Annotated in this window: 20 protein-coding genes; 10 read left to right on the forward strand and 10 right to left on the reverse strand. The window is 64.8% G+C overall.

Annotation, left to right across the window (positions count from 1 at the left end; translation table 11 throughout):
* Positions 1 to 151 precede the first annotated feature (151 nt).
* From GL300_RS12780 to GL300_RS12800, 5 genes are read left to right on the forward strand one after another with little or no spacing between them, the layout of a single operon-like run.
* Positions 152 to 2,233 (forward strand): TonB-dependent siderophore receptor, encoded by a 2,082-nt coding sequence (locus tag GL300_RS12780; protein ID WP_155040030.1) that lies wholly within the window; start codon positions 152 to 154, stop codon positions 2,231 to 2,233.
* A complete protein-coding gene (locus GL300_RS12785) occupies positions 2,227 to 3,123 on the forward strand; it encodes an iron-siderophore ABC transporter substrate-binding protein (protein ID WP_343043027.1) in 897 nt (298 codons plus the stop codon). The genes GL300_RS12780 and GL300_RS12785 overlap by 7 nt, the downstream gene beginning before the upstream one ends.
* A gap of 2 nt (positions 3,124 to 3,125) precedes the next feature.
* Positions 3,126 to 5,093 (forward strand): Fe(3+)-hydroxamate ABC transporter permease FhuB, encoded by a 1,968-nt coding sequence (gene fhuB / locus GL300_RS12790; RefSeq protein WP_155040031.1) that lies wholly within the window; start codon positions 3,126 to 3,128, stop codon positions 5,091 to 5,093.
* Entirely contained in the window at positions 5,090 to 5,866 is a 777-nt protein-coding gene (locus GL300_RS12795; protein WP_155040032.1) for an ABC transporter ATP-binding protein, read from the forward strand. Before fhuB ends, GL300_RS12795 begins: the two co-directional genes overlap by 4 nt.
* 37 nt (positions 5,867 to 5,903) lie before the next feature.
* Positions 5,904 to 7,604, forward strand: a complete 1,701-nt coding sequence (locus GL300_RS12800) for an ABC transporter ATP-binding protein (protein WP_155040033.1) — start codon at positions 5,904 to 5,906, stop codon at positions 7,602 to 7,604.
* Here GL300_RS12800 and GL300_RS12805 read toward each other — a convergent pair.
* Positions 7,583 to 8,578, reverse strand: a complete 996-nt coding sequence (locus GL300_RS12805) for a siderophore-interacting protein (protein ID WP_155040034.1) — start codon at positions 8,576 to 8,578, stop codon at positions 7,583 to 7,585. The two genes, GL300_RS12800 and GL300_RS12805, sit on opposite strands and share 22 nt — an antisense overlap.
* A gap of 141 nt (positions 8,579 to 8,719) precedes the next feature.
* Between GL300_RS12805 and GL300_RS12810 the strand changes: the two genes are divergently transcribed.
* Positions 8,720 to 9,076, forward strand: coding sequence for a hypothetical protein (locus GL300_RS12810; protein WP_155040035.1), 357 nt, complete (start codon positions 8,720 to 8,722; stop codon positions 9,074 to 9,076).
* A gap of 112 nt (positions 9,077 to 9,188) precedes the next feature.
* Entirely contained in the window at positions 9,189 to 9,362 is a 174-nt protein-coding gene (locus GL300_RS12815; RefSeq protein WP_155040036.1) for a hypothetical protein, read from the forward strand.
* On the opposite strand, the gene GL300_RS12820 is transcribed toward GL300_RS12815, so the two are convergent.
* From GL300_RS12820 to GL300_RS12835, 4 genes are all read right to left on the reverse strand, one after another.
* The gene (locus GL300_RS12820) at positions 9,359 to 10,777 is read right to left on the reverse strand and encodes a hypothetical protein (RefSeq protein WP_246195167.1); all 1,419 of its coding nucleotides are present in this window, start codon (positions 10,775 to 10,777) and stop codon (positions 9,359 to 9,361) included. The two genes, GL300_RS12815 and GL300_RS12820, sit on opposite strands and share 4 nt — an antisense overlap.
* A 15-nt stretch (positions 10,778 to 10,792) precedes the next feature.
* Complete coding sequence (locus tag GL300_RS12825; protein WP_155040037.1) at positions 10,793 to 10,948, reverse strand: hypothetical protein; 156 nt, start codon at positions 10,946 to 10,948, stop codon at positions 10,793 to 10,795.
* A 36-nt stretch (positions 10,949 to 10,984) separates the two neighbouring features.
* Positions 10,985 to 12,487: an inorganic phosphate transporter gene (locus GL300_RS12830; protein ID WP_192337958.1), complete on the reverse strand. Its 1,503-nt coding sequence runs from the start codon at positions 12,485 to 12,487 to the stop codon at positions 10,985 to 10,987.
* A gap of 341 nt (positions 12,488 to 12,828) precedes the next feature.
* Positions 12,829 to 13,830, reverse strand: a complete 1,002-nt coding sequence (locus GL300_RS12835; protein ID WP_343043028.1) for a TAXI family TRAP transporter solute-binding subunit — start codon at positions 13,828 to 13,830, stop codon at positions 12,829 to 12,831.
* A gap of 221 nt (positions 13,831 to 14,051) precedes the next feature.
* Between GL300_RS12835 and katG the strand changes: the two genes are divergently transcribed.
* Positions 14,052 to 16,271: a catalase/peroxidase HPI gene (gene katG / locus GL300_RS12840; RefSeq protein WP_155040038.1), complete on the forward strand. Its 2,220-nt coding sequence runs from the start codon at positions 14,052 to 14,054 to the stop codon at positions 16,269 to 16,271.
* Positions 16,272 to 16,365: 94 nt separating this feature from the next.
* Here katG and GL300_RS12845 read toward each other — a convergent pair whose 3' ends face one another.
* The 4 genes from GL300_RS12845 to GL300_RS12860 are packed head-to-tail and all read right to left on the reverse strand — an operon-like array spanning position 16,366 to position 20,118.
* Positions 16,366 to 17,142 (reverse strand): heme ABC transporter ATP-binding protein, encoded by a 777-nt coding sequence (locus tag GL300_RS12845; RefSeq protein WP_343043029.1) that lies wholly within the window; start codon positions 17,140 to 17,142, stop codon positions 16,366 to 16,368.
* Positions 17,139 to 18,209, reverse strand: a complete 1,071-nt coding sequence (locus GL300_RS12850; protein ID WP_155040039.1) for a FecCD family ABC transporter permease — start codon at positions 18,207 to 18,209, stop codon at positions 17,139 to 17,141. The genes GL300_RS12845 and GL300_RS12850 overlap by 4 nt, the downstream gene beginning before the upstream one ends.
* Complete coding sequence (locus GL300_RS12855) at positions 18,209 to 19,081, reverse strand: heme/hemin ABC transporter substrate-binding protein (RefSeq protein WP_155040040.1); 873 nt, start codon at positions 19,079 to 19,081, stop codon at positions 18,209 to 18,211. The genes GL300_RS12850 and GL300_RS12855 overlap by 1 nt, the downstream gene beginning before the upstream one ends.
* Complete coding sequence (locus tag GL300_RS12860) at positions 19,078 to 20,118, reverse strand: hemin-degrading factor (RefSeq protein WP_155040041.1); 1,041 nt, start codon at positions 20,116 to 20,118, stop codon at positions 19,078 to 19,080. Before GL300_RS12860 ends, GL300_RS12855 begins: the two co-directional genes overlap by 4 nt.
* Positions 20,119 to 20,266: 148 nt before the next feature.
* Between GL300_RS12860 and GL300_RS12865 the strand changes: the two genes are divergently transcribed.
* Complete coding sequence (locus GL300_RS12865) at positions 20,267 to 22,324, forward strand: TonB-dependent receptor domain-containing protein (protein ID WP_155040042.1); 2,058 nt, start codon at positions 20,267 to 20,269, stop codon at positions 22,322 to 22,324.
* Positions 22,325 to 22,363: 39 nt separating this feature from the next.
* Here GL300_RS12865 and GL300_RS12870 read toward each other — a convergent pair whose 3' ends face one another.
* Positions 22,364 to 24,028 (reverse strand): thiamine pyrophosphate-dependent enzyme, encoded by a 1,665-nt coding sequence (locus GL300_RS12870; protein WP_155040043.1) that lies wholly within the window; start codon positions 24,026 to 24,028, stop codon positions 22,364 to 22,366.
* 184 nt (positions 24,029 to 24,212) lie between these two features.
* On the opposite strand from GL300_RS12870, the gene GL300_RS12875 reads away from it, so the two are divergent.
* Complete coding sequence (locus GL300_RS12875) at positions 24,213 to 24,926, forward strand: GntR family transcriptional regulator (RefSeq protein ID WP_155040044.1); 714 nt, start codon at positions 24,213 to 24,215, stop codon at positions 24,924 to 24,926.
* Positions 24,927 to 24,948 lie beyond the last annotated feature (22 nt).

The following is a 24,948-nucleotide window of genomic DNA, read 5'->3' on the forward strand; positions in this document are numbered from 1 at the left end:
AAACCGGACCTGCCATGAACCGCCCCTAATCCTGACGGATTTGCTTGCATTTGTCTGGTTTATGTCTCAAGGCGAAAGCAACCAAAACAATCGGAATACTCACCAGTCCCAGCCTGCCGGGACGCGTGATTTCAGTCGAAGGGCGCTGACCATGTTGCTTTCATACCGTTTTGCCTTGCTGGCCGGAACCAGCCTGCTTGCGCTCGCCCTGCCGGCATTGGCGCAAGACGCCCCAACTGCCGAAACGGTGGTTCTGGACGAGGTGGTTCTGGACGCGACTGCACCCACGCAGGGCTATGTGGTTCCCACCACCCAGATCGCCACCAAGACGAACACCCCGGTTCTGGAAACCCAGCAATCCGTTTCGGTCATCACCCGGCAACAGATCGAGGATCAGGGCGCGCAGAACATGACGCAGGCCCTGCGCTATACCGCCGGGGTCACGGCCGAGCCCTTTGGCGCCGATCCGCGCTTCGACCAGCCGCGGATGCGTGGCTTTGACGTGAGCAACTCGCAATATCTGAACGGGCTGCACCTGATCCGCGATTTCGGGGCCATGTCGCTGGACCTTTACGGGCTTGAGCGGGTCGAGGTGCTGCGCGGGCCGTCCTCGGCGCTGTATGGTTCGGGTTCGCCGGGCGGCATCATCAACATGGTCCAGAAACACGCCCAACCCGAGGATTTCTCGGAAGCCGGTGTCAGCTATGGCACGCATGGCAATGCCAGCGTCTTCTTTGACATGAACCGCGCGCCCAGCGACACGCTGGCCTGGCGCCTGACCGGCAATCTGGCGAATGAGCAGGAGCAGGTCGAGGAACTGGAAAACCAGCGCGGCTATCTGGCAGGCGCGCTGCGTTGGGAACTGGACGACGTCTCGACGCTGGACGTGATGCTGTCCTACCAGAAGGACAAGCCGCTTTCGCCGACCGGCGTGCCGCATGCCCTGACCGACATTGGCGACGCCGATGACCTGCGCGAGCTTTACGCGGGTTATCCGGACGAAGACGACAGCGACCGTCGCATGCTCAACCTTGGCGTCGAATATAAGCGCGAGCTGGACAATGGCTGGCGGCTGGAGCAGGGCTTCCGCTACCAGAAATTCGACTGGGATTACACCGGCTTCTACGTCACCGGCCTGACCGGCGACATGATCGGCGTCGGCTCGACCTATCAGGACGAGACCAGCGACACCGTTCAGGTCGACACCCGCCTGATCGGCGAGGCCGTGACCGGAGCCGCCACCCACCGGCTGCTTTTCGGTCTGGATGTCAGCCGCTGGAGCGGTCGCAACGCCACCGATTTCGGCACTGCGCCCTCGCTGAACTGGCGCAACCCGGATTACAGCGTGCCCGCGCCCCGCTCGACCTGGTACAATCTGGTCAATGACATCAGTCTTGAGCAGATCGGCGTCTATGCGCAGGACGAGATTTCGTGGAACAACTGGCGCGCCTCGCTGGCGCTGCGCCATGACTGGGCCCAGCAATCCGGTACGGCCTGGAACAATTTCGGTGGCGAAACCGATGTCTCGCAGAAGGACGAGGCCACGACCGGTCGCGTCGGCCTGACCTATCTGTTCGATAATGGCGTGGCCCCCTATGTCAGCTACGCGACCTCGTTCGAGCCCGAAATAGGCCCGGACAATAAGGGCGACACGCTGAAGCCGACCGAAGGCAAGCAATGGGAAGCCGGGGTCAAGTATCAGCCGGAAGTCATTGACGCGCTGGTGACGCTGGCGGTCTATGACCTGAAGCAGACCAATGTGACGCGCAACATGGGCGGCGACATCGGCAACATTCAGATCGGCGAAGTGCATTCGCGCGGCGTCGAACTGGAAGGGACTGCCGAACTGGCCGAGGGCTGGGACATCCGGGCATCCTATGCCTATACCGATGCCCGCCAGAAAGGCGGTGCCGAGGACGGTCGCCGCATGCCCGACACCCCTTACAACAGCGCCAGTCTGTGGCTTGACCGCGATTTCGGCAATGGGTTCCGTCTTGGCGGCGGTATCCGCTATGTCGGCGAACGCGATGGCGTCGGCGCGGATTGGCTGCCGACCAAGGTCGATGGCTTCACGGTCGGCGACGTGGCGGCCAGCTATACCCGCGACAATATCGTGGCCTCGATCAACGTCTTCAACATCACCGATGAGGCCTATATCTCCAGCTGCAGCGGCTTTGGCTGCTTCTATGGCGACGGCCGCGAAGTCTTGGCCAAGCTGACCTACAAGTGGTAACTGCCGGGCCCCAGCTTGGGCGCCGTGCCTTTCTGATCTCCGTCGCCGCAATCGCGGCGGCGGGGTCTTCCTTTGCGGCCGAGCGTCCGACGCCTCGGCTGGCGGCCATCGACTGGGCCATGCTGGAAACCGCGATCGCGCTTGGCCAGATGCCCGTCGCCGCCTGCGAGTTGATCCGCTATCGCGCCGATACCGAAACGCCCGTCATCCCCGACAGCGTCACCGATCTGGGGCTGCGCGGCGCACCGAATTACGAATTGCTGCAGCTGACGCGGCCGGATTTCATCCTCAGCTCGCCCTTTTATGCCCAGCACGAGGCCCGGCTGCGCAGCATCGCCCCGGTAATCTCGCTGCCCTTCTATGTTCCGGGTGAACCACCCGTCGACAAGGCGCTGGCAGCGCTGACGGCGCTGGCAATCGCCACCGGCCAGCCCGACAGCGCGCTGGCCGCCCGGACGCGCTATGGCGTGCAGATCCGCGGCCTGTCGAAGCGGATCACCCCTTTCACCGACCGTCCGGTCTGTCTGGTCAATATCGGCGATGCCCGCCATCTACGTGCCTTTGGCTATGACAGCCTGTTTGGCGACATGCTGGGGCTGCTGGGCATGCAGAACGCCTGGACCGACCGCACCCAATTCAGCTTCCGCGCGCCGCTGCCGGTCGAGCGTCTGGCCGAGATGCCGGACGCGCATCTGGTCATCGTCGGCACCGTCCCGGTCGAGGCCCGCTCGGGCCTTGCCCGCAGCGTGCTGTGGCGTCACCTGCCCGCCGTGGCCGAGGGGCGGGTGCTGCATTTGCCCGATGTCAACGCCTTTGGTGGCATGCCCTCGGCCCTGCGCTTTGCCAGCCTGCTGACCGAAGCCTTCGAGGCGGGACCGCGCGCGGCATGATCATGAGGAAGGCTGCGATATTGGCTTTGGCGGCTGGGCTGGCTGCCATTCTGTGGGGGCTTGCGGCGCGGCAGATGCTACCCTCGGGCTGGCCGAGCCTGCCTTTCGATGCGTCCGCGATGAGCCTGCAGCAGATCCTGATCGCCTTTGGCATGATGCCGCGCGGTATGATCGCGCTGGTCGCCGGCGCGGCTTTGGGACTGTCGGGGGCGCTGCTGCAAGCGGTCCTGCGCAACCCGGTGGCCGATCCGACGACGCTGGGGATATCGTCGGGGGCGCAACTGGCGCTGGTGATGGCGACGATCTTTGCGCCCGGACTGCTGGAGGTCGGGCGTTGGCCGGTGGCGCTGGTCGGCGCTGGTCTGGCCGCCGGGCTGGTCATAGCGATCGGGGCAAGGCGCGCCTTTGCCCCTGTCACCATGGTCATTGCCGGGATGCTGGTCGGGCTGACGACATCCGCCATCGCCACCGCAATCACGCTGTCGCGCGGGGAATATCTGCTGTCGCTGGTGATCTGGAACGGCGGCTCGCTGGTCCAGCAGGATTGGAGCGGGGTGCTGTCGCTGACCGCCGTTCTGATCGTCGGCGCAATCGGGGCGGCGTTGCTGGCCCGACCCTTGCGGGTCCTTTCCCTTGGCGCGGCGGGGGCGAGCGCGCTTGGCCTGAACGTCGCCGGTGTGCGGCTGGCAGTGATCCTGCTGGCGGTGCTGCTGGCCGGCGCGGTCTCGGCCGAGCTGGGGCTGATCGGCTTTGTCGGCCTTGCCGCACCGGCGCTGGCGCGCAGCATGGGCGCGCGCAGCATGGGGCAGGTATTGGCGCTGGCCCCGCTGATCGGGGCGCTGATCCTGTCGGTCTGCGACGGCGTGGTCCTGACGCTGGCGGGCGCGACCGGAGAGATGTTCCCGACCGGCGCCCTGACCGGGCTGATCGGCGGTCCGCTGTTGATCTGGCTGCTGCCGCGACTGCGCGGCTCGACCCCGCCGGGGACCGAAACCGCCGAGGGCATTGCGCCGCGCCTTGCCCATCCGGTCACCTTTCTGATCGTGTTCGGCCTTGCCGGGTTGGCTTTGGCCGGGTTGCTGGCATGGATCGGGCGGGTTCCGCATGGCTGGGCCGTGCTGGACTGGGACAGCTTCAACGCCTTCTTGCCCCTGCGCCTGCCGCGCATCGTCGCGGCGGCGGCGGTCGGCGCGCTGTTGGCCATGGCCGGGGCGATCCTGCAGCGGCTGACCGCCAACCCTTTGGCCTCGCCCGAGGTGCTGGGCGTCTCGGGCGGCGCGGCGATCGGCTATGCGCTGACGCTTTTCGCCACCGGCACGCCAATCCCGGCGCTGCAGATGCTGGGCACGATGCTGGGCGGCGCGATGGCGCTGGCGCTGGTCGCGGCCTATGCGCGCAGGCGGGATATGCCTGCCGAACGCGTGCTGCTGGCGGGGATCTCGGTCTCGGCGATGGCGGCGGCGGTGCTGTCGGCGATCATGGCGACCGGCAGCGCCCAATCATGGCAGGTGCTGGCATGGTTGAGCGGTTCTTCCAGCACGGTGGGCTGGTGGCAGGCCGCTTCGCTGGGCGGACTGGCGGTTCTAGTTCTGGTGCTGGCCCGGATGGCGGCGCGCTGGTTGCAGATCCTGCCGCTGGGACCCGAGGTCTCGCTGGGGCTTGGCCTGCCGCTGGACCGTGCGCGGGTCGGGCTGATCGCGCTGGCGGGGGTGGCCACGGGGGCCGCGACCGTGCTGGTCGGACCGGTCAGCTTTGTCGGGTTGATGGCCCCGCATCTGTCGCGGCGCATCGGCTTTGCGCGGGCACAGGACCATATCGCCGGATCGGCGCTGATCGGCGCGATCCTGATGATCGCCGCCGATTTCGGCGCGCGCATGGCCGGTTTCCCTTATGAATTGCCGCTGGGGCTGTTCGCCTCGCTTCTGGGTGCGCCATGGCTTTTGTGGCTGATGATGAGGATGAGGCGATGACCGATCCGCTGTTCACCATATCCGGTCTTTGCGTCGATGTGCCGGGGCGCAGGTTGCTGGACCGTCTGGACCTGAACCTGCCGCGCGGGCAGGTCGTGGCGCTGATCGGGCATAACGGCTCGGGGAAATCCACGCTGCTCAAGGTGCTGGCGCGTCAGGTGCAGGCCTCGGGCGGACAGGTGGGTTTCCTTGGCCGGGCACTGACCGACTGGCTGCCGCGCGACTATTCCCGTGCGCTGGCCTTCATGCCTCAGACGACGCCTCCGGCCGAAGGCATGACCGTGCGCGAGTTGGTCGCCCTTGGCCGTTACCCGTGGCATGGCGCTTTGGGTCGCTTTGGCGCGGCTGACCATGCCGCCGTCGCGGCGGCGCTTGAGGAATGCGCGATCACCCCCTTGGCCGATCGGCTGGTCGATACGCTGTCCGGGGGTGAGCGGCAGCGGGCGTGGCTGGCGATGATGGTCGCGCAAGAGGCCGGTGCCCTGCTGCTGGATGAGCCGATCTCGGCCCTTGATATCGCCCATCAGGTCGAGGTGCTTTCACTGGTCCGCCGCATGTGCCATGAGCAGGATCGCAGCGCGATCGTCGTGCTGCACGAGGTGAACATGGCCGCACGTTTCTGCGACCATGTGGTCGCGCTGAAGGCCGGGCGGATCGCCATGCAGGGCACGCCCCGCGAATTGATGACCCCCGAGGCGCTGCAGCGTATCTATGGCCTGCCAATGCAGGTCCTGCTGCGCGAGGATGGCGGCCGCGTCGCCGTTCCCGCCTGAATGAACGACCGGGCCTGACTGGAAGATAGGACTGAGAATGCTGCGCGATTTCTTCGCATATTACCGCCCTTGGATGGGTCTGTTCTGGCTGGATTTCGGCTGCGCCGTTCTGGCCGGCTTGCTGGAGCTGGCCTTTCCGGTGGCGATCACCGCTTTCATCGACCACCTCTTGCCGCAGGGCAACTGGGGCCTGACCGTCGCCGCCGCCGTGGGCCTGATGGCGCTTTACGCGATCAATACCGGGCTGATGTCCATCGTGATCTATTGGGGCCACATGCTGGGCATCAATATCGAGACCGAGATGCGCGCCCGTGCTTTTGACCACCTGACGCGGCTGTCATGGCGCTGGTTTGACCGCGCCCGCACCGGCAAGCTGGTCGCCCGCGTCACCCGCGATCTGGAGGAGATCGGCGAGGTCGCCCATCACGGCCCCGAGGACGCCTTTATCGCGCTGATGACCTTTGTCGGTGCGTTCCTGCTGATGTTCTGGATCCATCCAAACCTTGCGCTGATCGTTGCCCTGATCGTGCCGGCGATGCTGGGGCTGGTCATCGTCTATGGCGGGCGCATGACCCAGACATGGCGCGCGATCTATGCCCGCGTCGGCGATTTCAACGTCCGGCTGGAAGAGGCCCTTGGCGGTGTCCGCGTCGTGCAGGCCTTTGGCAACGAGGCCCATGAATCCGAGCTTTTCGCCGCCGATAACCAAAGCTACCGCAAGACCAAGCTGCAGGCCTACAAGGTCATGGCCGTGTCCTCGGCGCTGCAATACATGGGGCTGCGGCTGGTGCAGGTCATCGTCATGGTGGTCGGCGCGGGCTATGTGCTGTCCGGCGATCTGACCACCGGCGGCTTTGTTGGCTTCCTGCTGCTGGTTGGCGTTTTCTATCGCCCGCTGGAAAAGATCGCTGCCGTGATTGAGACCTATCCCCGCGGCATCGCCGGTTTCCGCCGCTATCAGGAATTGTTGGCGACCGAGCCCGAGATCGCCGACGCGCCCGATGCAGTGGACGCACCGGCGCTGAAAGGCGACATCCGCTTTGAGAAAGTCAATTTCGCCTATGAGGGCGGCCGCCAGATCCTGGACGGCATCGACCTGACCATCCGCGCGGGCGAGACTGTGGCCTTTGTCGGCCCTTCGGGGGCAGGCAAGACCACTTTGCTGGCCCTGCTGCCGCGCTTCTATGAGCCGACTTCGGGCCGGATCACCGTGGACGGCCTTGCGCTGGACCAGATGAAGCTGAACAGCCTGCGCCGCCAAATCGGTCTGGTCAGTCAGGATGTGTTCCTGTTCGGCGGGACCTTGCGCGAAAACATCGCCTATGGCCGTCTGGGCGCGACAGATGCCGAGGTGCTGCGCGCCGCTGAACAGGCCCAGCTTGGCCCGATGATCGCGACCCTGCCGGATGGGCTGGATACAGTCGTCGGAGAGCGCGGCGTGATGCTGTCGGGCGGGCAAAAGCAGCGCGTGGCGATTGCGCGCGCGTTCCTGAAGAACCCGCCGATCCTGATTCTGGATGAGGCCACCTCGGCCTTGGACAGCCAGACCGAGCGTGAAATCCAGTCGGCGCTGGACGCGCTGGCGGTGGGGCGCACCACGCTGGTCATCGCGCACCGTCTGGGCACGATCCGCCATGCGGATCGCATCGTTGTCATGCAGGACGGCAAGATTGTCGAAAGCGGCCAGCATGGGCCGCTGATCGCGCAGGGCGGCGTTTACGCCCGGCTGTCAGGCTGACCCCAATAGGCGGCAGCCGTGAACTGCCGCTTGTTCAACCCGCGCGTTGCCAGATGGCGGCGCGCCTCGCGGGCTTGGGTGGCATGGCCCGCGAACCAGACATGCAGATCGCCCTCGGGGGCAATGTTGCAATCCGCCAGCGCCGTCAGCAGATCGTCGCAACGGGTGACGCGGAGGTCATCGGCCAGCTCGGCCATGTCCTCAACTGCCGCGCGGACAAAGGCGCGGACCTCACCCCTGGCAATGGCCAGCATCCGACGGATCGCGGGCAAAGCGGTCTCATCGCCGAACAGCCAGATCGAGGCCGCATCGGAACACCAACCGCCGCCCGGACCCATCAGGCCGACGGCCTCGCCGGGCTGGACCCGCGCCGCCCAGTCGCAGGTCGGGCTGCCCTCATGGGCGAAAATGTCGAACTCGACCCAATTGTCGCGCTGGTCGGCGACGGTATAGACCGGACGGTGCAATGCATCCTCGCCCTCGGGCCAGCGGGTGCGGCCATTCGCGGCGATGCGCGGCCAGACCGGTTGGCGGCCCTGCGGGGCGATCAGCAGACGGAAATGCAGGTTGCTCTGGCCGAACCGCCCGGCATCCGGACCCGACACGCGGACTCGGACAAATCCCGGCGTCTGCTGCACGACGCTTTCGACTCGCATCAGCGCCAGACCCGGTGCCAAGGCACCTTCATCCACATTGTCCCAGATGATCGCCATGCCGTGGCTTTCGAAAAGCTCGGTGGCGCTGTCCTGTAACACGCCGATCAGGCGCTGCTCGGGGGCGCGGAGTTCGATCCGCACTGCGCCGTCCTCGGGGATTAGGCAAAGCTCACTACCCCAGACATGCATGGTCAGCGAAGTAGGTGTCTCGATCAGGTCGATTTCCCATTCCGCAGCCCGCGCCCGCAAGAGGGCCGAAGCCGCGCCAGAGGCCGTGGACAGCATCCCTGTGCTGCGATGCGGACGGATCGGGAACATGGCGGACCTTCCTGCTGTGTCACTCCGGACCTTATAACCAACTGAAACAATCAGCAATTAGGTGCGGAACAAAAATCGGATTCTGCGGATTTCGTCGGGAACCGTTTGCGCGGCAGGGAATTGGTCCCGGGGTGGAGTGGAATGGATTATGGGCGATTGGCTGCGGCCAATCAGGACCGGAACAGGGCAATCCGTCGCGATATTGCGGTGGGCCGCCATGCAAATGGGGCGAAATCGATCATGACGGATGAGCAACTCGCGCTCGCACGCAGCATGATGATGACACGGGTTCCTGCCGCGACGGACGATGAGACGGCCCCGATGATCACGCCGGTGTCCTTCAGCCTGCTGGCGATCGACCGCTCTGGGTTGACCGTGCGCTTTGTCGACGCCGAAGGCGTGCTGCTGGACCTGCATCTGAACAGCGCCGTCGCCCATGCGCTGGGACATTGCGTCGGGACAGCCCAGGAATTCGGAGACGATACCCCACCTAATTGATCGCGATCAGGGAACCGGATTGCGACAAGGCAGTTTCTGATCTGGCGGTGTTCCGTGCGCATTCCGGCATGGGCAAGGCCCTTCCTTGCGGATGTATCGGAGACTTGTGCTCATGCCGATCCTGATCAGTTCCGTAGCGCTTGCCATGACCAGCGCGGTGGTGGCCTTTGCCTTGGGATGCTCTCTGCCCAAGGTTATGGCCATCTATATCGGCAGTGGGGTTCTGGCCGTTTTCGCACAGGCACTTCTGCGCAATCTGATCTTGCCGACTGAAAACCGGGGCTAAAGAACAGTCTTCAGTCCCTGTTGGGCGGGTTGCGGCATTGGCATCCCGGTCTGCGGTTCAGTGTCGTAAATGCCCTTGGCCAGACGCTGCGCATTGCCAAAGATCACCCCCGCAATCAGCCATGTGATCGGCGTTGCCGTGGCATTGGGCAGGATATCGACCAGATTGGTCGCCAGCATCATCGACAGACAGGCCAGCGGCAGCAATTCGCGATCCATGCTGCGGTCGGCCCGATGACGATGGGCGACACGCGCCAAGGCCCAGATCGGGCCAAGCAGCATCAGGAAATGGCACATGTAGCCAAGGATGCCCAGGCTGCCCAGCCAGATCACCCACAAGCCGTCGGGGATGGCCGAGATCCTGCCACTCCAGGAATCGAAGTACAGTGAACGCCCGCCGCCGCCCCAGCCGAACAAGGGCCGCTCCATGGCGCGTTCCAGCAGCTTTTCCTCGTTCATGAGGCGGAATTCCAGCGAGGCACCACGATCGAGCGAGATCGATTTCGCCGTCTCGACGATAGCCTCCAGCGGCACCAGCGAGGTCGTGCGCAGGATCGGATAGGCAAAGGCCGCGGTTCCCGCGATCAGTGCGACGCGGATGATCAGCTGCGGGCGGCCCAGCAGCACCAGCGGCATCGACAGGATCGACAGCATCAACGCGCCCGCCGATTTGCAGATTACCACCAGCAGCGCCAGATATCCGGCACGCAGGATATTGCGCCGACTGGGCTCAAGTCGGGCCAGCCCGATCGCAGCCAGAAACGTCATCAGGGTCAGCGAGGCAACCCATAGCGGATGTTCCAGAAACACGATGGGACGGAACCCGCCATATCGCATGGTCTGGCTGAAATCATGCTGGAAATAGCCATAGACCCAGACGTTCACCTGTGGGCTGAATCGGACCTCGACCCACATGAAGAAGGAATAGACCAGCATCGCCGCCAGCAGGATCTGCAGGAATAACCGCGCACCCTCGGCATTCCACAACAGCCTGTAGGCCAGCAGGAAGGGCAGGATCTCGATATAAGCGCGCATCAGATCGCCAATAGCGAACGTGGCCGAGATGCCGGGGCGGTAGGTGATCCCCTCCTGGATCGGGTCGGAATTGGTCGCGGCGGTCAGCAGCGGGGACATCAGCGCCAGCACCACCAGCACCGTCATGAAGGCACCTTTGGGGGGCGGCGCGGGGACGGCCTTGTCACTGTCCTTTTGCAAAAAGATCATCAGCGCGACCATCAGCGCCGGCAGAGCGGGTTTGCTCAGGATCGGCAAGCCGGGCAGCATGATGGCAAAGCCCGGTGCAAGATACAGGTAACCGCCAAGGATCGACCAGATCGCCGCGCGTTGCCAGTCCAGACGCGAAAACAGGATTCCGACCACGACAGGGAAAGTCAGCAGGGCGACCGGAGGCAGCATCGGGGCGCTTTTCTGTCAGGCCAGCCGCTTGGTCCCGGTGACCGGGGCCTCGCGCGGGTTGGCATGATTGATGGACGACATCCGGAACAGAACCGCGACCCCTGCGTGACAGATATTGACCATCAACCTAGCCGCAAGCCAGCCACGCCCGCAAACGAAAAGGGCGGCCATCACAGGCCGCCGCTTCGGGTTTCGGGTCCGGGCGTCTTAACCCAGCGAGAAATGCGACAGCACCAGATAGAGCCCGGCCGAGAGCAAGGCCGAGAAGGGCACGGTAATCACCCAGGCCATTGCCACCGTCACCGCATGCGAGCGGCGCACCAGCTTGCGGCGGCGGCGCTCCTCGGGCGGGACGACCTTGCCCTTTTGCAGGCCCAGCATGCGGGCGCGACGCTCGGCATGCCATTCGCGGAAAAAGCCCACGCCAAAGATCCCGCCGACCGCAATATGGGTCGAGCTGACCGGCAGGCCCAGCCAGCTGGCAACGATCACGGTCACCGCCGCCGACAGCGCCACGCAATAGGCGCGCATCGGGTTCAGCTTGGTGATCTGGTCGCCGACCAGCATGATCAGCTTGGGCCCAAACAGCATCAGGCCCAGCGAAATGCCGATCGCGCCGATGATCATGACCCAGCTGGGGATGCTGACGCTGGCCTCGACCGAACCGGCCTGCACGGTATGGACGACGGCGGCCAGCGGGCCGACCGCATTGGCCACGTCATTCGCGCCATGGGCAAAGGACAGCAGCGCGGCAGAGACGATCAGCGGCAGCGAGAACAGCACGCGCAGCGACTTCTTTCGGTTTTCCAGCCCGCGCGATTGCCGTTCGATCAGCGGGCGCGAGGCCAGCCAGCAGGCGACGCCGATGGCGATGCCGATGGCGACTGCGGTGGGCGAGTCGACCTCGATGATGCGGCGCAGACCCTTGAGCGCCAGATAGGTGGCAAAGACGCCAGCCATCAGCCCGGTCAGGATTGGCACCCATTTGCGCGCCGCCGCCAGCTTGTCGTCGACATAGGCGATCTTGGCCTTGATGAAGGCCAGCAGGGCCGCCGCAATGACACCCCCCATCACCGGAGAGATCACCCAGCTTGCCGCGATGCTGGTCATCTGGCTCCAGTTGACCGCGTCAAAGCCCGCCGCGACCACGCCCGCGCCAACCACACCACCGACAACGGAATGGGTGGTCGAGACCGGCGCACCAAGCACCGTGGCCAGGTTGATCCACAAGGCCGCCGCGATCAGCGCCGACAGCATCAGCCAGACAAAGGTCGCGCTGTCCGCCACCACCTCGGGTGAGACGATGCCCGAGGAAATCGTGCTGACCACGTCCCCGCCCGCAATCAGCGCACCGGCGGTTTCGCAGATGGCGGCGATGACAAGGGCCGAACCCATGGTCAGTGCCTTCGCACCGACCGCCGGGCCCATGTTGTTGGCCACGTCATTCGCACCGATGTTCAGCGCCATATAGGCCGCAACCACCGCCGCGCCGACGATCACCAACCCCGAGGGGCTGGCTCCGATCAGTGCCAGCGCCACCAGCGCCACGCCGATCACGAAAAGCAATGCCAGACCCGGCGCGACAAGCGGGCGCGAGATCGTGGCCGTCGCCTGCTCCAGCACGCTGATCCGACCCAGATCCTTGTCCAAGGTCTTCCACTGGTTCCGGGGGCCGTCGCCCTGCCGGAGTTGTTCATCCGCGTTGGTCACTCGTTACATGCCTGTCATATTTGGCCGAAATTCGGGGGGCACATACAGTGCGTTCCCCCGTGGCACAACCAGATTGGCAATCTCACGCAGCGGAAGCCGATTTGTCGCATGGGCGGGGCATGCGCCCGCTGGCCGTCGTCCCACCATTGTTCAGAGCGCAACCTCGCGGCGCAAAGCCATGCCCTCAAGCATCACCGCGCCGACTGTGGTCGAAACAGGCTCCTGTGCGATCAGCAGCTGATCATTGATCCACGGCACCTAGAAGCGTTGTGCTGATGGCCAGCAACCGGGTCTGCATCGGCAGATCGGGAATGGTCAACCTTGAGCCGATGCGTCGTGTCTTACTGAAGCTTTCCGACTTCCTTGTAGAATTTCTCGGCACCCGGATGCAGCGGGATGCCCGCGCCCTTGGTGGCATTGTCCAACGTGATCTGGTTGCCCTTGGCGTGACCCGCAGCGAACAGCTTCTGGGTCGTCTCACTATAGATCGTCTTGGTGATGTCATGGATCAGCTGCTCGGGCTGATCGGCGCTGGTCACCAACTGAGCACCTACCGAGATCGTAGGAACGGCAGCGGTCTGCCCGTTATAGGTCCCGGCAGGAAAGCTGTCGGCAGAAAAGAAGCGATATTTCTCGCGCAGCTTGTCGGCAGCCTCGCCGTCGATCGGGATCAGCTTGACGTCATGCTGGCTGGCCAGTTCCGCAATCGCGCCCGCGGGATAGCCACCGACAAAGAAGAACGCGTCCATCGCCCCGTCCCGCATGCGATCGGCGGCCTGATCGGGCTTCAGGAACTCGGCGCTGATATCGGCCTCGGACAGACCATAGGCTTCAAGAATGATGCGGGCATCGACCAGCGTGCCGGAACCCGGCTCATCCAAAGACACCTTCTTGCCCCTGAGATCGGCGACGGTTTCGATCCCGGCATCGGCGCGGGCCACCAGATGGATGCTTTCTGGATATAGATTGGCGATCAGGCGCAGCTTTTCGACGGCAGGTCGGCCTTCCCACAGGCCGGTGCCCGTCTGCGCCCAATAAGCCACGTCGGACTGGGTGAAACCGGCGTCGATCCGACCCGCAGCGATCGCCTCGATATTGTCGACCGAGCCATTCGAGGCCAGCGCGGTCGCGACCAGTCCCGGCAGACCGCAGGGGCCGCCATTTTCGCAGGGGCGCGATCCGGGCGGGTTCGAGATCGCATTCGCGATCAAACCGCCCATCGGGTAATATGTGCCCGCGGTGCTGCCCGTGCCGATGCGGAAAAAGCTCGGTTCCTGTGCCGCCGCGCAATGGGTCAGAAGCCCAACCGCGACCGCGATCCCAAGAATGATGCGTCTGTTCACGACATGTCTCCGGTTACTTTCGCACCAGCCTAGCATGAGCGCGCGGCCGGGCCAAAGCTGCCCCTTGGCGGGCGTGGCATAACCGCGCATTATCAAGGCCATTACCCATTAGAAATTTATCTGATCGATACATTGGCCTAATACTTTCCACAGAAGCGCGAGTCACCGAAAGCCGACCCATCAAGGCGGCCCGGTCGCAAGTCAGCGGAAGGAAGATGAACATGGACGACAAGACGGTAAAATCCGGCGGCGGCTGCCCGGTCATGCATGGGGCAAACCGCAACACGCGGGTCAGCGCGCGGTCGAACCGCGAATGGTGGCCGAACCAGCTGAACCTGAAGATCCTGCATCAGGACAATGCCCAGCTGAACCCGCTGGGCGAGTCGTTCAACTATGCCGAAGAGTTCAAGAAGCTCGACCTGGAAGCGGTCAAAGCCGACCTGCGGCAGGTGATGACCGACAGCCAGGACTGGTGGCCGGCCGATTGGGGTCATTATGGCCCCCTGTTCATCCGCATGGCGTGGCACAGCGCCGGGACCTATCGCACCGCCGACGGTCGTGGCGGCGCCCGTGCTGGCGCCCAGCGTTTTGCGCCGCTGAACTCGTGGCCGGATAACGTCAACCTGGACAAGGCCCGCCGCCTGATCTGGCCGATCAAGCAGAAATACGGCAACAGCCTGAGCTGGGCCGACCTGCTGATCCTGACCGGCAACGTCGCGCTGGAATCGATGGGCTTCAAGACCTTCGGCTTTGGCGGCGGTCGTCCCGATGTCTGGGAACCGCTGGAAGACATCTACTGGGGTTCGGAAATCGAATGGCTGGCGCTGACCGGCTCGCAAGGCAGCCGCTATTCGGGCGAGCGTGAGCTGGAAAGCCCGCTGGCCGCCGTGCAGATGGGCCTGATCTACGTCAACCCGGAAGGCCCGGATGGCAATCCCGACCCGATCGCCGCAGCAAAGGACATCCGCGTTACCTTTGGCCGCATGGCCATGAATGACGAGGAAACCGTCGCGCTGATCGCTGGCGGCCATACCTTTGGCAAGACCCACGGCGCTGGCGATGCGGCCCATGTCGGCTCGGACCCGGAAGGCTCGGCGATTGAGCTGCAGGGCTTCGGCTGGGCCAGCACCCATGGCACCGGCATTGGCGGCGACACGATCTCGTCGGGGCTGGAAGTCGTCTGGACCCAGACGCCGACCGAATGGAGCCAGAATTTCTTCAAGAACCTGTTCGAATTTGAATGGGAACTGACCAAATCGCCCGCCGGCGCGCATCAGTGGAAGCCCAAGGGCGATGCCGGTGCAGGCTCGGTTCCGGACGCGCATGATCCGTCGAAACGCATCGCGCCGTCGATGCTGACCACCGACCTGTCGCTGCGCTTCGACCCGATCTATGAGGCGATTTCGCGTCGCTTCTACGAAAATCCCGATCAGTTCGCGGACGCCTTTGCCCGCGCATGGTTCAAACTGACCCACCGCGACATGGGGCCGAAGAACCTGTATCTGGGTCCGGAAGTTCCCGCCGAAGACCTGATCTGGCAGGACCCTATCCCGGCCCCCGACTACCCGCTGATCGATGCAGCGGACGTGACCGATCTGAAGGCGCGGGCTCTCGCCTCGGGCCTGACCTCGGCTGAACTGATCGAAACCGCATGGGCCTCGGCCTCGACCTTCCGTGGCTCGGACTATCGCGGCGGCGCCAATGGTGCGCGCATCCGTCTGGCCCCGCAGAAGGATTGGGAAGCCAACCAGCCCGAGCAACTGGCCCGCGTCCTGTCGGTGCTGGAAGGGATCAAGGCCGAATTCGACGCCAAGGGCGCGAAGAAGGTCTCGATCGCGGATCTGATCGTTCTGGCAGGCGACGCGGCGGTGGAAGCTGCGGCCAAGGCTGCCGGTCACGACCTGTCGCTGCCCTTCGCCGCCGGGCGTGGTGACGCGACGCAGGACCAGACCGATGTCGAAAGCTTCGACTGGATGGAGCCGATGGCCGATGGCTTCCGCAACTACCAGCGCAAGCAATTCAAGAACGCGGCCGAGGAACTGCTGATCGACCGCGCCCAGTTGCTGCAACTGACCGCGCCGGAAATGACCGTGCTGGTCGGCGGCTTGCGTGCGTTGAACGCCAATTACGGCGGCACCGCGCATGGCGTCCTGACCAACCGTCCGGGCCAGCTGACGAACGACTTCTTCGTCAACCTGCTCAGCATGGACACGGTCTGGAAGGCCCAATCGGATGCGCAGGACGTGTTCGACGGCACCGATCGCAAGACCGGCGCGCCGAAATGGACCGCGACCCGCGTCGATCTGGTCTTTGGCTCGAACTCGCAATTGCGCGCCATCGCCGAGGTCTATGCCCAGAACGATGCCAAGGCCAAGTTCGTGGCCGACTTCGCCAAGGCCTGGAGCAAGGTGATGAACGCCGACCGCTTCGATCTGAAGTGATGCAAAGGCCGCGAGGTTTGAAATGACTTCAAATCCTCGCGGCAACATACTGAAAATAAAACGCGCGCCGGGTGTGGCGCGCGTTTCTGTTTGGTCAGCCAGCGGCGACTTGTGGCAAGATCCAGATGCCCTCGGCTGGAACCGCGTTCACCCGCAGGTCGCAGCCATAGGCGTGGGACAGGGTGGCATCCGTCAGGACTTCGGCAGGGGTGCCTTGGGCCAGGACCTCGCCCTTGCCCATCAGGATGACTTTCTGCGCGAAAAGCGCGGTCAGGTTCAGGTCATGCATGACGGCGATCACGCCGCCACCGCGCCGCGCATAATCGGCGGCCAGCCGCATGACCGTCAGCTGATGCGCGATATCGAGGCTGCTGACCGGCTCATCCAGAAACAGCCAGCGCGGACCTTGGTCATCGACGGGCTGCCAGACCTGCGCCAGGACGCGGGCCAATTGCACGCGCTGCTGTTCGCCCCCGGAAAGCTGCTGGTAATGCCGCCCCGAAAAGCCGGGCAGGTCGACGGCGGCCAATGCTGCCGGGACCAGCGCATCGGCACGCTCGCCCCGCGCCTCAAGGCCGATGCGCACAACCTCGGCCACGGTGAAGGGGAATGACAGGGCAGCGGCCTGCGGCAGCACGCCCCGTCGGCGGGCCAGATCCTCGGGCGCGAAGGCGTCCAGATCGCGCCCGCCCAGCCGGATCGCACCACGATGCGGAAGCTCTCCGGTCAAGGCCCGCATCAGGGTGGTCTTGCCCGAGCCGTTCGGACCGACGATGGCGGTGAACTGACCAGCCTCGGCCTGTAGCGAGACGCCGTTCAGGATGCGCTTGCGGCCGATGCTAACCGCGATGTCTTGGGCGATCAGGCTCACAGGTCCAGCACTCCGCGATTGCGCAACAGGATCCACAGGAAGAACGGCCCGCCGATCATCGCAGTGACGATGCCGATGGGAAGTTCCGCCGGGGCAATCAGCGTGCGGCTGGCCATATCGGCCCAAAGCAGCATGACCGCGCCCAGAAGGCCGGAATTGACCAGCAGCCAACGGTGATCCGGCCCGCTGGCCAGCCGCAGCAGATGCGGCACAACAATGCCGACAAAACCGATCCCGCCCGAGACCGCGACCGCAGCCCCGGTGGCCGCAGCGACGGTCAGGATGGCGCGGTTCTTGACCCGTTGGACGCGGATGCCGACATGGCCCGCGGCAGCCTCGCCCAAGGCAAGGGCGTTCAAGCCGCGCGCCAGTGCTGGTGCGGACAATACCGCCAGCACCATGATCGGAGCGGCGGCCAGAAGCTTCGGCCAGTTCGATCCGGCCAGCGATCCCAGACCCCAGAAGGTCAGATCCCGCAGCTGGCTGTCATTGGCGCGCAGGATGACAAGGCCCGCCACCGCGCTGAGGATCGCACCAAGCGCGATGCCCGCCAGCAACATGGTCGCGACCGAGGTCCGACCCCGCCGCGTGGCAATTCGATACAGGGTCAGCGTGGTGACCCAACTGCCGACAAAAGCTACGACCGGCACGAGATACCAGCCAAATATCCCGGCGACCGAGGCAGGCAGCGCCGCGCCCCAGACGATCGCCAGAATAGCGCCCAGTGACGCGCCAGAACTGACACCGACCAGCCCCGGATCGGCCAGCGGATTGCGAAACAGCCCCTGCATCAGCGCACCGGACACGGCTAATGCCGCGCCGACACAGATCCCCATCAGCACCCGGGGCAGGCGGATGTCCAGAAGCACCACCCGATCCTGAACCGCCAGCTCACGCCCGGCCAGCAGGTCCGAGACGGCGCGGGTCAGCGAGGTTCCCGACGCGCCCCAGCCCAGCGACAGCACGGAGCTGGCCAGCAGCAGGACGACAAGCACCCGGCAGGTCAGGCGGGCGCGATGGCTGCGATCGCCGTCGATCCGTGGCATGTCGGGGCTGATCGCCACCATCACGAGCCTCCGTAAACCAGACCGTGCAGCTCGATCGCCGCTTCGCCGGTCCGGGGGCCGAAGCCCAGCAGTTTCAGCCCGTCCATGATGACGATGCGGCCATCCCGGCCCGCCGGGGTCTGGGCGATGGCGGGCATCGTTTGGGCGGATTGCTTGGCCGCCTCAAGGCTGTCGCCGCCATTCGCGGTCGCATCGGCCTTGGCGTCGCCGCGCTGCATCATCAGGATGACGTCGGGGGCGGCCTTGATCACCGCCTCATCGGTCAGGGGCTTGTAGCCCTGAATATCCGCCAGCGCATTCTGCGCCCCGGCCAGCCGGATGATGCCATCTGCGGATGTGCCCGTGCCGCCCGCCATGACCCGCCCGCCTTGCAGCGACAGGACGAACAGCACCTTTTTCGGCTGACCCACGGCCTTGGCCTTGCTTTCCGCATCAGTCAATTGCGCCGCCAGCTTTTCATGCAGCGCGTGGCCCTTTTCGGGCACGCCAAGCGCCTCGGCCACGGCATCGACCTTGGCCAGCACGCCCGCAGCATCATAGCCCTCGGCCACCGTCACATAGGGCAGATTGGCCGATTTCAGCACCGAGACCGCCTCGGGCGGACCCGCGCCTTCTTCGGCAAGGATCAGATCGGGCGACACCGACAGCACGCCTTCGGGGGAAAGCGCGCGCATGTAGCCGACATCGGTCAGGGCATTGGCCTCGGGTGGCCAATTCGAGGTCGTGTCGCGCCCGACCAGCCGGTCCTGTTCGCCAAGCGCATAGACCAGTTCCGTCACCGCGCCACCGATGGCCAGCACGCGGCTGGCCTCGGGATAGGTTTCGGCATGGGCAGGCGCCGCCAGCAGCAGCGCGAGAGCCAGCCGTTTCATTCGGCGGCCTCGGCCAGCACCGGCAGCCCCTGAACCAGCGCCGCCCATTCAGCCGCATCGCCGCCCTTTTCGGGGCGCAGGCCGAAGCATTGGAAGATCAGCGCGCCTTCCGCGTCAAACGCCTCGACCGAGATTGCCGGACCGCGCTTGGTCGGCTTTTCGACCGCCCAGACCTCGGCGATGTGGTCGCCGCGCAGATGCAGGTTGAAGCGCGGGTCCAGCACGTTCAGCCACGGACCCATCGGTTTCAGCGACTCGATGCGGCCGGAATGGATCTCGATGCAGCCCATGTTGCCGACAAAGAACATGATGCCGACATTGCCCGCATGGACGCGTTCGAGCAGGGCGGGGACCGCATCCACCGCCAGCGGGCGGACATAGGGCGCACCCGCGACGCGGTACGCGCCCAGACGGTTCATCTTGAGGCGATGGATCAGGGTGTTGAACTGGTGGGTGTCGGTCATTTCGGACCATTCACGGCGCAGTGCGTCGATACGCTCGGGCGCGGCCTTGGCGGGCTCGACCGGCGCGCGCACACCGAATTCGGCGCTGTCGGACTGGTCGGCCACGACCAGATCACGCTTCAGTGCCTGCCATGCGGTCAGGTCCGAGGTCTCGCGCAGGTGGACCTTGTGGACCGCGTCGCCCGCCGCGTCGAAGACCTGAACCGAGCGCTTCACGCTCGCCTCGGTTTCCTTCTCGACCGCAAAGGCATGGACCCAGTGGCGCGGAAAGAAGCGCATGTCGATTTCCGCATCCAGCGTCATCGCGGCATGCTCGCCGTCGTGGAACTCGTTATAGGTCCCGACCTTTTCGATCACGCAGGAGCGGTTGCGGGTCAGCGCCATGACCTCGCCCAGCGACTGGATCGCGGGGATCAGGCGGCCCAGCGTCGGGTCGATGCGCTGCACGCCATGTCCGACATGGGCCAGAACCAGCGCGGCCTCGGGCAGACCAAGTTTGGCGGCCAGATCGACCGGGCGGCCGGTATCCTCGGCCTGAAGGCGGCGCAGGTCGGCGGGGCTATGGGTGGTCATGGTGGCAGCCTTTATCGTTGTTAATCTTATGGTTGTGCCCGAATTAACGGGGCGAATGTATCATTGACAGTTTTACTCGGAAAACTTAACGCAGCGCAAGATGCCAGCCGTTCGCCAGCAAAAAACTTAAGAAACGCAAGGGGACATAATGTCACGACTCCCGCTCCGCATCGCGCTGCTTGCCAGCACGACCTGCCTGACGGCTCTGGCGATCACCGCTCCGGTCTGGGCACAGGACGCTGCTGCCACCGCCGCGACCGAGGAAAAATTCCTGCTGGACCCGCTGGTCCTGCGCGCCGGGCAGCCGAAAGTGGCCTCCGAGGTGCCGCAGTCGGTTTCGGTCGTCGGGCAGCAGCAGCTTGACGATATTGCGCCGATCCATATCGGTGAGGTGCTGGACACGGTTCCGGGCGTCGCGGGCACCGGTTCGGGCAGCTTCTTTGGTCAGGGCTTCAACATCCGCGGCTTTGGCGCGAACGGTCTGGCCGGGGGCGAGGCGGGCATTGTCCAGCTGATCGACGGCGAGGAGAAGTACTACGAATCCTATCGTCAGGGCTCGCTGTTCGTCGAACCCGACTTCCTGCGTCAGGTCGAGGTTCTGCGTGGCCCGGGCTCGTCCACGCTTTACGGTGCGGGCGCGCTTGGCGGTGTGATCGCGATGGAGACGATCGAGGCATCAGACCTGATCGAAGAGGGCAAGACCTTTGGCGGCAAGGCCAAGATCGGCTTTGCCTCGAACCCGGACAGCATTCTGGGCAGCGTCGCGCTTGGTTGGCGTCCGGCCGAGGATTTCGAAGCCGTCGCGGCCTTCGCATGGCGCAAGCTGGGCGACACCAAGGATTCCGATGGCAACACCACCATCCGTTCGGATTCAAGCACGCCGAACGTGCTGCTGAAGGCCAAGAAGACCTTTGGCGACCAATATGTCGCGTTCTCGTATCAGCATCTGGAAGCCAAGGGCGACAATCAGGACTTCGATCAGATGCACGGGGCGCAGAAGGATCTGTTCTATCCCGGCTTCTCGTGGGGGGTGGGCGACATCACCACGCGCGACCAGACCGCCAAGGCGGAATGGGGCTGGAACCCGGCCGATAACCGCTACATCGACCTGACCGCAGCCCTGTCCTACACGAACACGATGAAGGACGTGCAGCAGGGCGACGACCCGGCCGAGCCGATCATGGATTCGCTGCTGGGCAAGCGCGACTACCGGTTGTGGAAGTTCAAGCTGAACAACGTGGCCGACCTCTCGGGCGACAGCTATGAGCATTTCCTGATCACCGGGGCGGAAATCTGGAAGCAGGACCGTTCGTCCAGCGTGCCGTCCTCGTCCCACCCCGAGGGTTACACCCGCGGCTGGTCGGTCTATGCCCTGTCCGAAGTCACCTGGGACCGGCTGACGGTCAATTCCGGCCTGCGCTACGAAAAACAGCGCACCGAACCCAAGGACAGCGTCAGCTTTGACGCCGATGAGCGCAGCTTTGAGGCGGTCGAACCGCAGATCGCCGCGATCTATCGCCTGAACGATCAATGGTCGGTCTTTGGCTCAGTCGCCTTCGTGAACCGCATCCCGACCGTGGATGAGCTTTACGACGGCTCGATGATCACCGCGCCCAACCCGAACCTGAAGGACGAGAAGGGCAAGAACATCGAGATCGGCACCTCCTATACGGGCAGCTCAATCCTTGCCGAGGGCGATCAGGCGGTGATGAAGGTAACGCTGTATCGCAACCATATCGACGACATGATCATCCGCGCCGGTGCGGGTCCGATGGCCTATTACACCAATATCGAGCGCGCATATCTGAAGGGTGGCGAGCTTGAGGCCAGCTACCTGCTGAACGACTGGGAACTGGGCGCGGCGATCACCGTGACCGAGGGCGTCGATCAGGATGATGTCGATCTGGACACGCTGCAGAACAACCGTCTGATGCTGCAGGCCACCTGGAACGCGAACGAGGCATGGCGCATCGGCGCGCGCAGCACGCTGGCCGCTGGCCGCGACAAGCCCGATGGGACCCATCGCGCGGGTTACGGCGTGCATGACATCTTTGCCTCGTGGTCGCCGCAAGCTGGCGTCGCCGAGGGGATCGAGGTGCAGATGGGCGTCGATAACGTCACCAACACCGATTACACCCCGGCCAGCTGGCTGGGCGGCCCGGCACCGGGACGCAACTTCAAGCTGTCGCTGTCGCGCAAATTCTAAGAAAATCAGGAAAGGCCCGGAAATCTCCGGGCCTTTCGCTTATTGGCCGCGCAGTTTCGCGATGGTGGTCCGGGTCGAGATCTGTTCTGGATCGGTCATCAGTTCGATCACCGTGGGCCGGGCCGAGGCGAAGGCGGCCTTGATCGCGGGCAGGAACTCAGCGGTCTGGGTGACACGGGCGAATTCCGCCCCCAAGCCCCGCGCCAGCGCCCCGAAATCGGTGGTGACGATATCAGTGCCGGAAACACGCCCCGGATGCTCGCGTTCCTGATGCATGCGGATCGTGCCATAGGTGCCGTTGTTGAAGACCAGCACGATCGGACGTCCGCCATGCTGGACGGCGGTGGCGATTTCGGCCCCGCTCATCATGAAGCCGCCATCGCCGACAAAGGCCAGCACCTGCCGAGCCGGGTCCTGCAGAGATACGGCGACAGCGGCGGGGACCGAATAGCCCATCGCCCCGCAGGTCGATCCGATCTGCCGACCCGGACGGCCATAGCGCAGGAACCGCTGCGGCCAGCCGGTATGGTTGCCCGCATCCAGCGTGATGACCGCATCGGCGGGCAGGGCGTCGCGCAGCGCCAGCATCGCCTGTCCCATATCCAGCGGATGGTCATGCGCGGGCGCTTGGGTATCGGCCAGATATTCCTCGCGCAGCGTCTGACGCCAGTCGCCATGCCCGGACAGACCCAGATCCGTTCCTGCCAGCGCAAGAGCCGCAGCGGTCGAATCCGCGGCAATGCCCAAGGTCGGGCTATAGACGCGCCCGATCTCATCGGCATCGACATGGATATGGACAAGCACCTTGCCGGTATCAGGCACATTCAACGAGACATAGTTGCGGGTGGTGATCTCGCCCAGTCGGGCACCGATGACCAGCAGCACGTCGGCTTCGGCCAGTCGGCGGACAAGGCTGGGCGCGACGCCAGTGCCGAAATCCCCGACATAATGGTCCGAGTCATTGTCGATCGCGTCCTGACGCCGGAACGATGTGGCGATCGGCAGGTCATTGTCGGTGGCAAAGCGCAGCAAGGCCTCGGCCCCCTCATCGGTCCAGCCCGACCCTCCGGCCAAGACCAGCGGTCGCTTGGCCCCGCGCAGCACCTGCACGATCCGGGCCACCTGCGCCGAATCCATCGCGGGCGCGGTCGGGACATAGGGCGGGGCGTCGGCCACCTCGACCAATTCGGTCAGCATGTCCTCGGGCAGGGCCAGCACCACCGGACCCGGCCGCCCCGAGGTCGCCACCCGGAACGCCCGCGCCATGTATTCCGGGATGCGGCGGGCATCATCGATCTGTGCCGCCCATTTCGCCACCGGGCCGAACATCTGGCGATAATCGATTTCCTGAAAGCTTTCGCGATCCACCGTGCCGCGTCCGACCTGACCGACCAGCAGGATCATCGGCGTCGAATCCTGATAGGCGACATGCACTCCGATGGCGGCATGGCACGCCCCCGGGCCGCGCGTCACCATGCAGATGCCCGGCCGCCCGGTCAGCTTGCCATAGGCTTCTGCCATGTTCGCGGCCCCGGCCTCGTGCCGGGCATTGTACAGGGTGAAACGGTCGCGCACGTCATGCAGCGCGTCCAGCACCTCAAGATAGCTTTCGCCGGGGACGCAAAAAGCGCAATCCGCGCCATGGATCAGCAGTTGATCGACCAGCACCTGTCCGCCGCTGCGGGAATTCTGCTGTTGTTGCATCCGGCTCTCCTCTGCGATCCGCCCGCCGCCACTGTGGAAGCAAAGCGGCAGGAATGTCGAGACGGCGCGACACAGCCTGAGCTTGCGCATATATTTTAGTTTTCATGCCGAGCCGAGCCTGTATTCTGCTTGCAGGCAGCTGGGAGGCGCCGCGCGCCTTCGGGCTGCGACAAGGGGGAAAGAGATGAATTTGTCCGTCAAGGCGGCGGTCGAGTTGGCACGGCACAATATGCGCCACCAGCCGCGCTCGGCAGCCGCCAGAATTTACGATGACCTGCGTCAGCGCATCCTGTCGCTGGAGCTGCCGCCGGGCGCAAGCCTGCTGCGGGCGGAACTGGCGCAGCGCTACGATGTTAGCCAGACCCCGCTGCGCGACGCGCTGCAGCGGCTGGAGCAGGACGGTCTGGTCGAGATCTTTCCCCAATCGCGGACTTTGGTCACCCGGATCGACGCGACCCGCGTGCAAGAGGCCCAGTTCCTGCGAGTTGCGCTGGAGACCGAGGTGGTGCGCCGTCTTGCCCGCAAGGGCGCACAGGATGTGGTCGATTTCGGCCGCGCCGTGATCGAGCTGCAGCGCAGCCTGGCCACCGACCGCTCGCAATTGCAGCTGTTCCAGGAGATGGACGAGTATTTCCACGGGGTGTTGTTCGGCGGCCTGCAGCAGGACGACCTGCATGCGCTGGTCCGTTCCCGATCGGGGCATCTGGACCGGGTGCGGCGGCTGCAGACCCATGCCGAGGACAAGATCCGCGAGATTTTGCAGGGGCACGAACGGATCGTGGCCGCCATCGAGGCCCGCGACGAGGATGCCGCGGTCGAAGCCATCCGCGTGCATCTGCACAAAGAGCCCGATTGGGTAAACAGCTTCCGCGCCGAGCATCAGGATTACTTCAGCTGAAAACGGGCCTCGGCGGGCGGGA

Source organism: Paracoccus litorisediminis (assembly GCF_009711205.1).
Classification (GTDB): domain Bacteria; phylum Pseudomonadota; class Alphaproteobacteria; order Rhodobacterales; family Rhodobacteraceae; genus Paracoccus; species Paracoccus litorisediminis.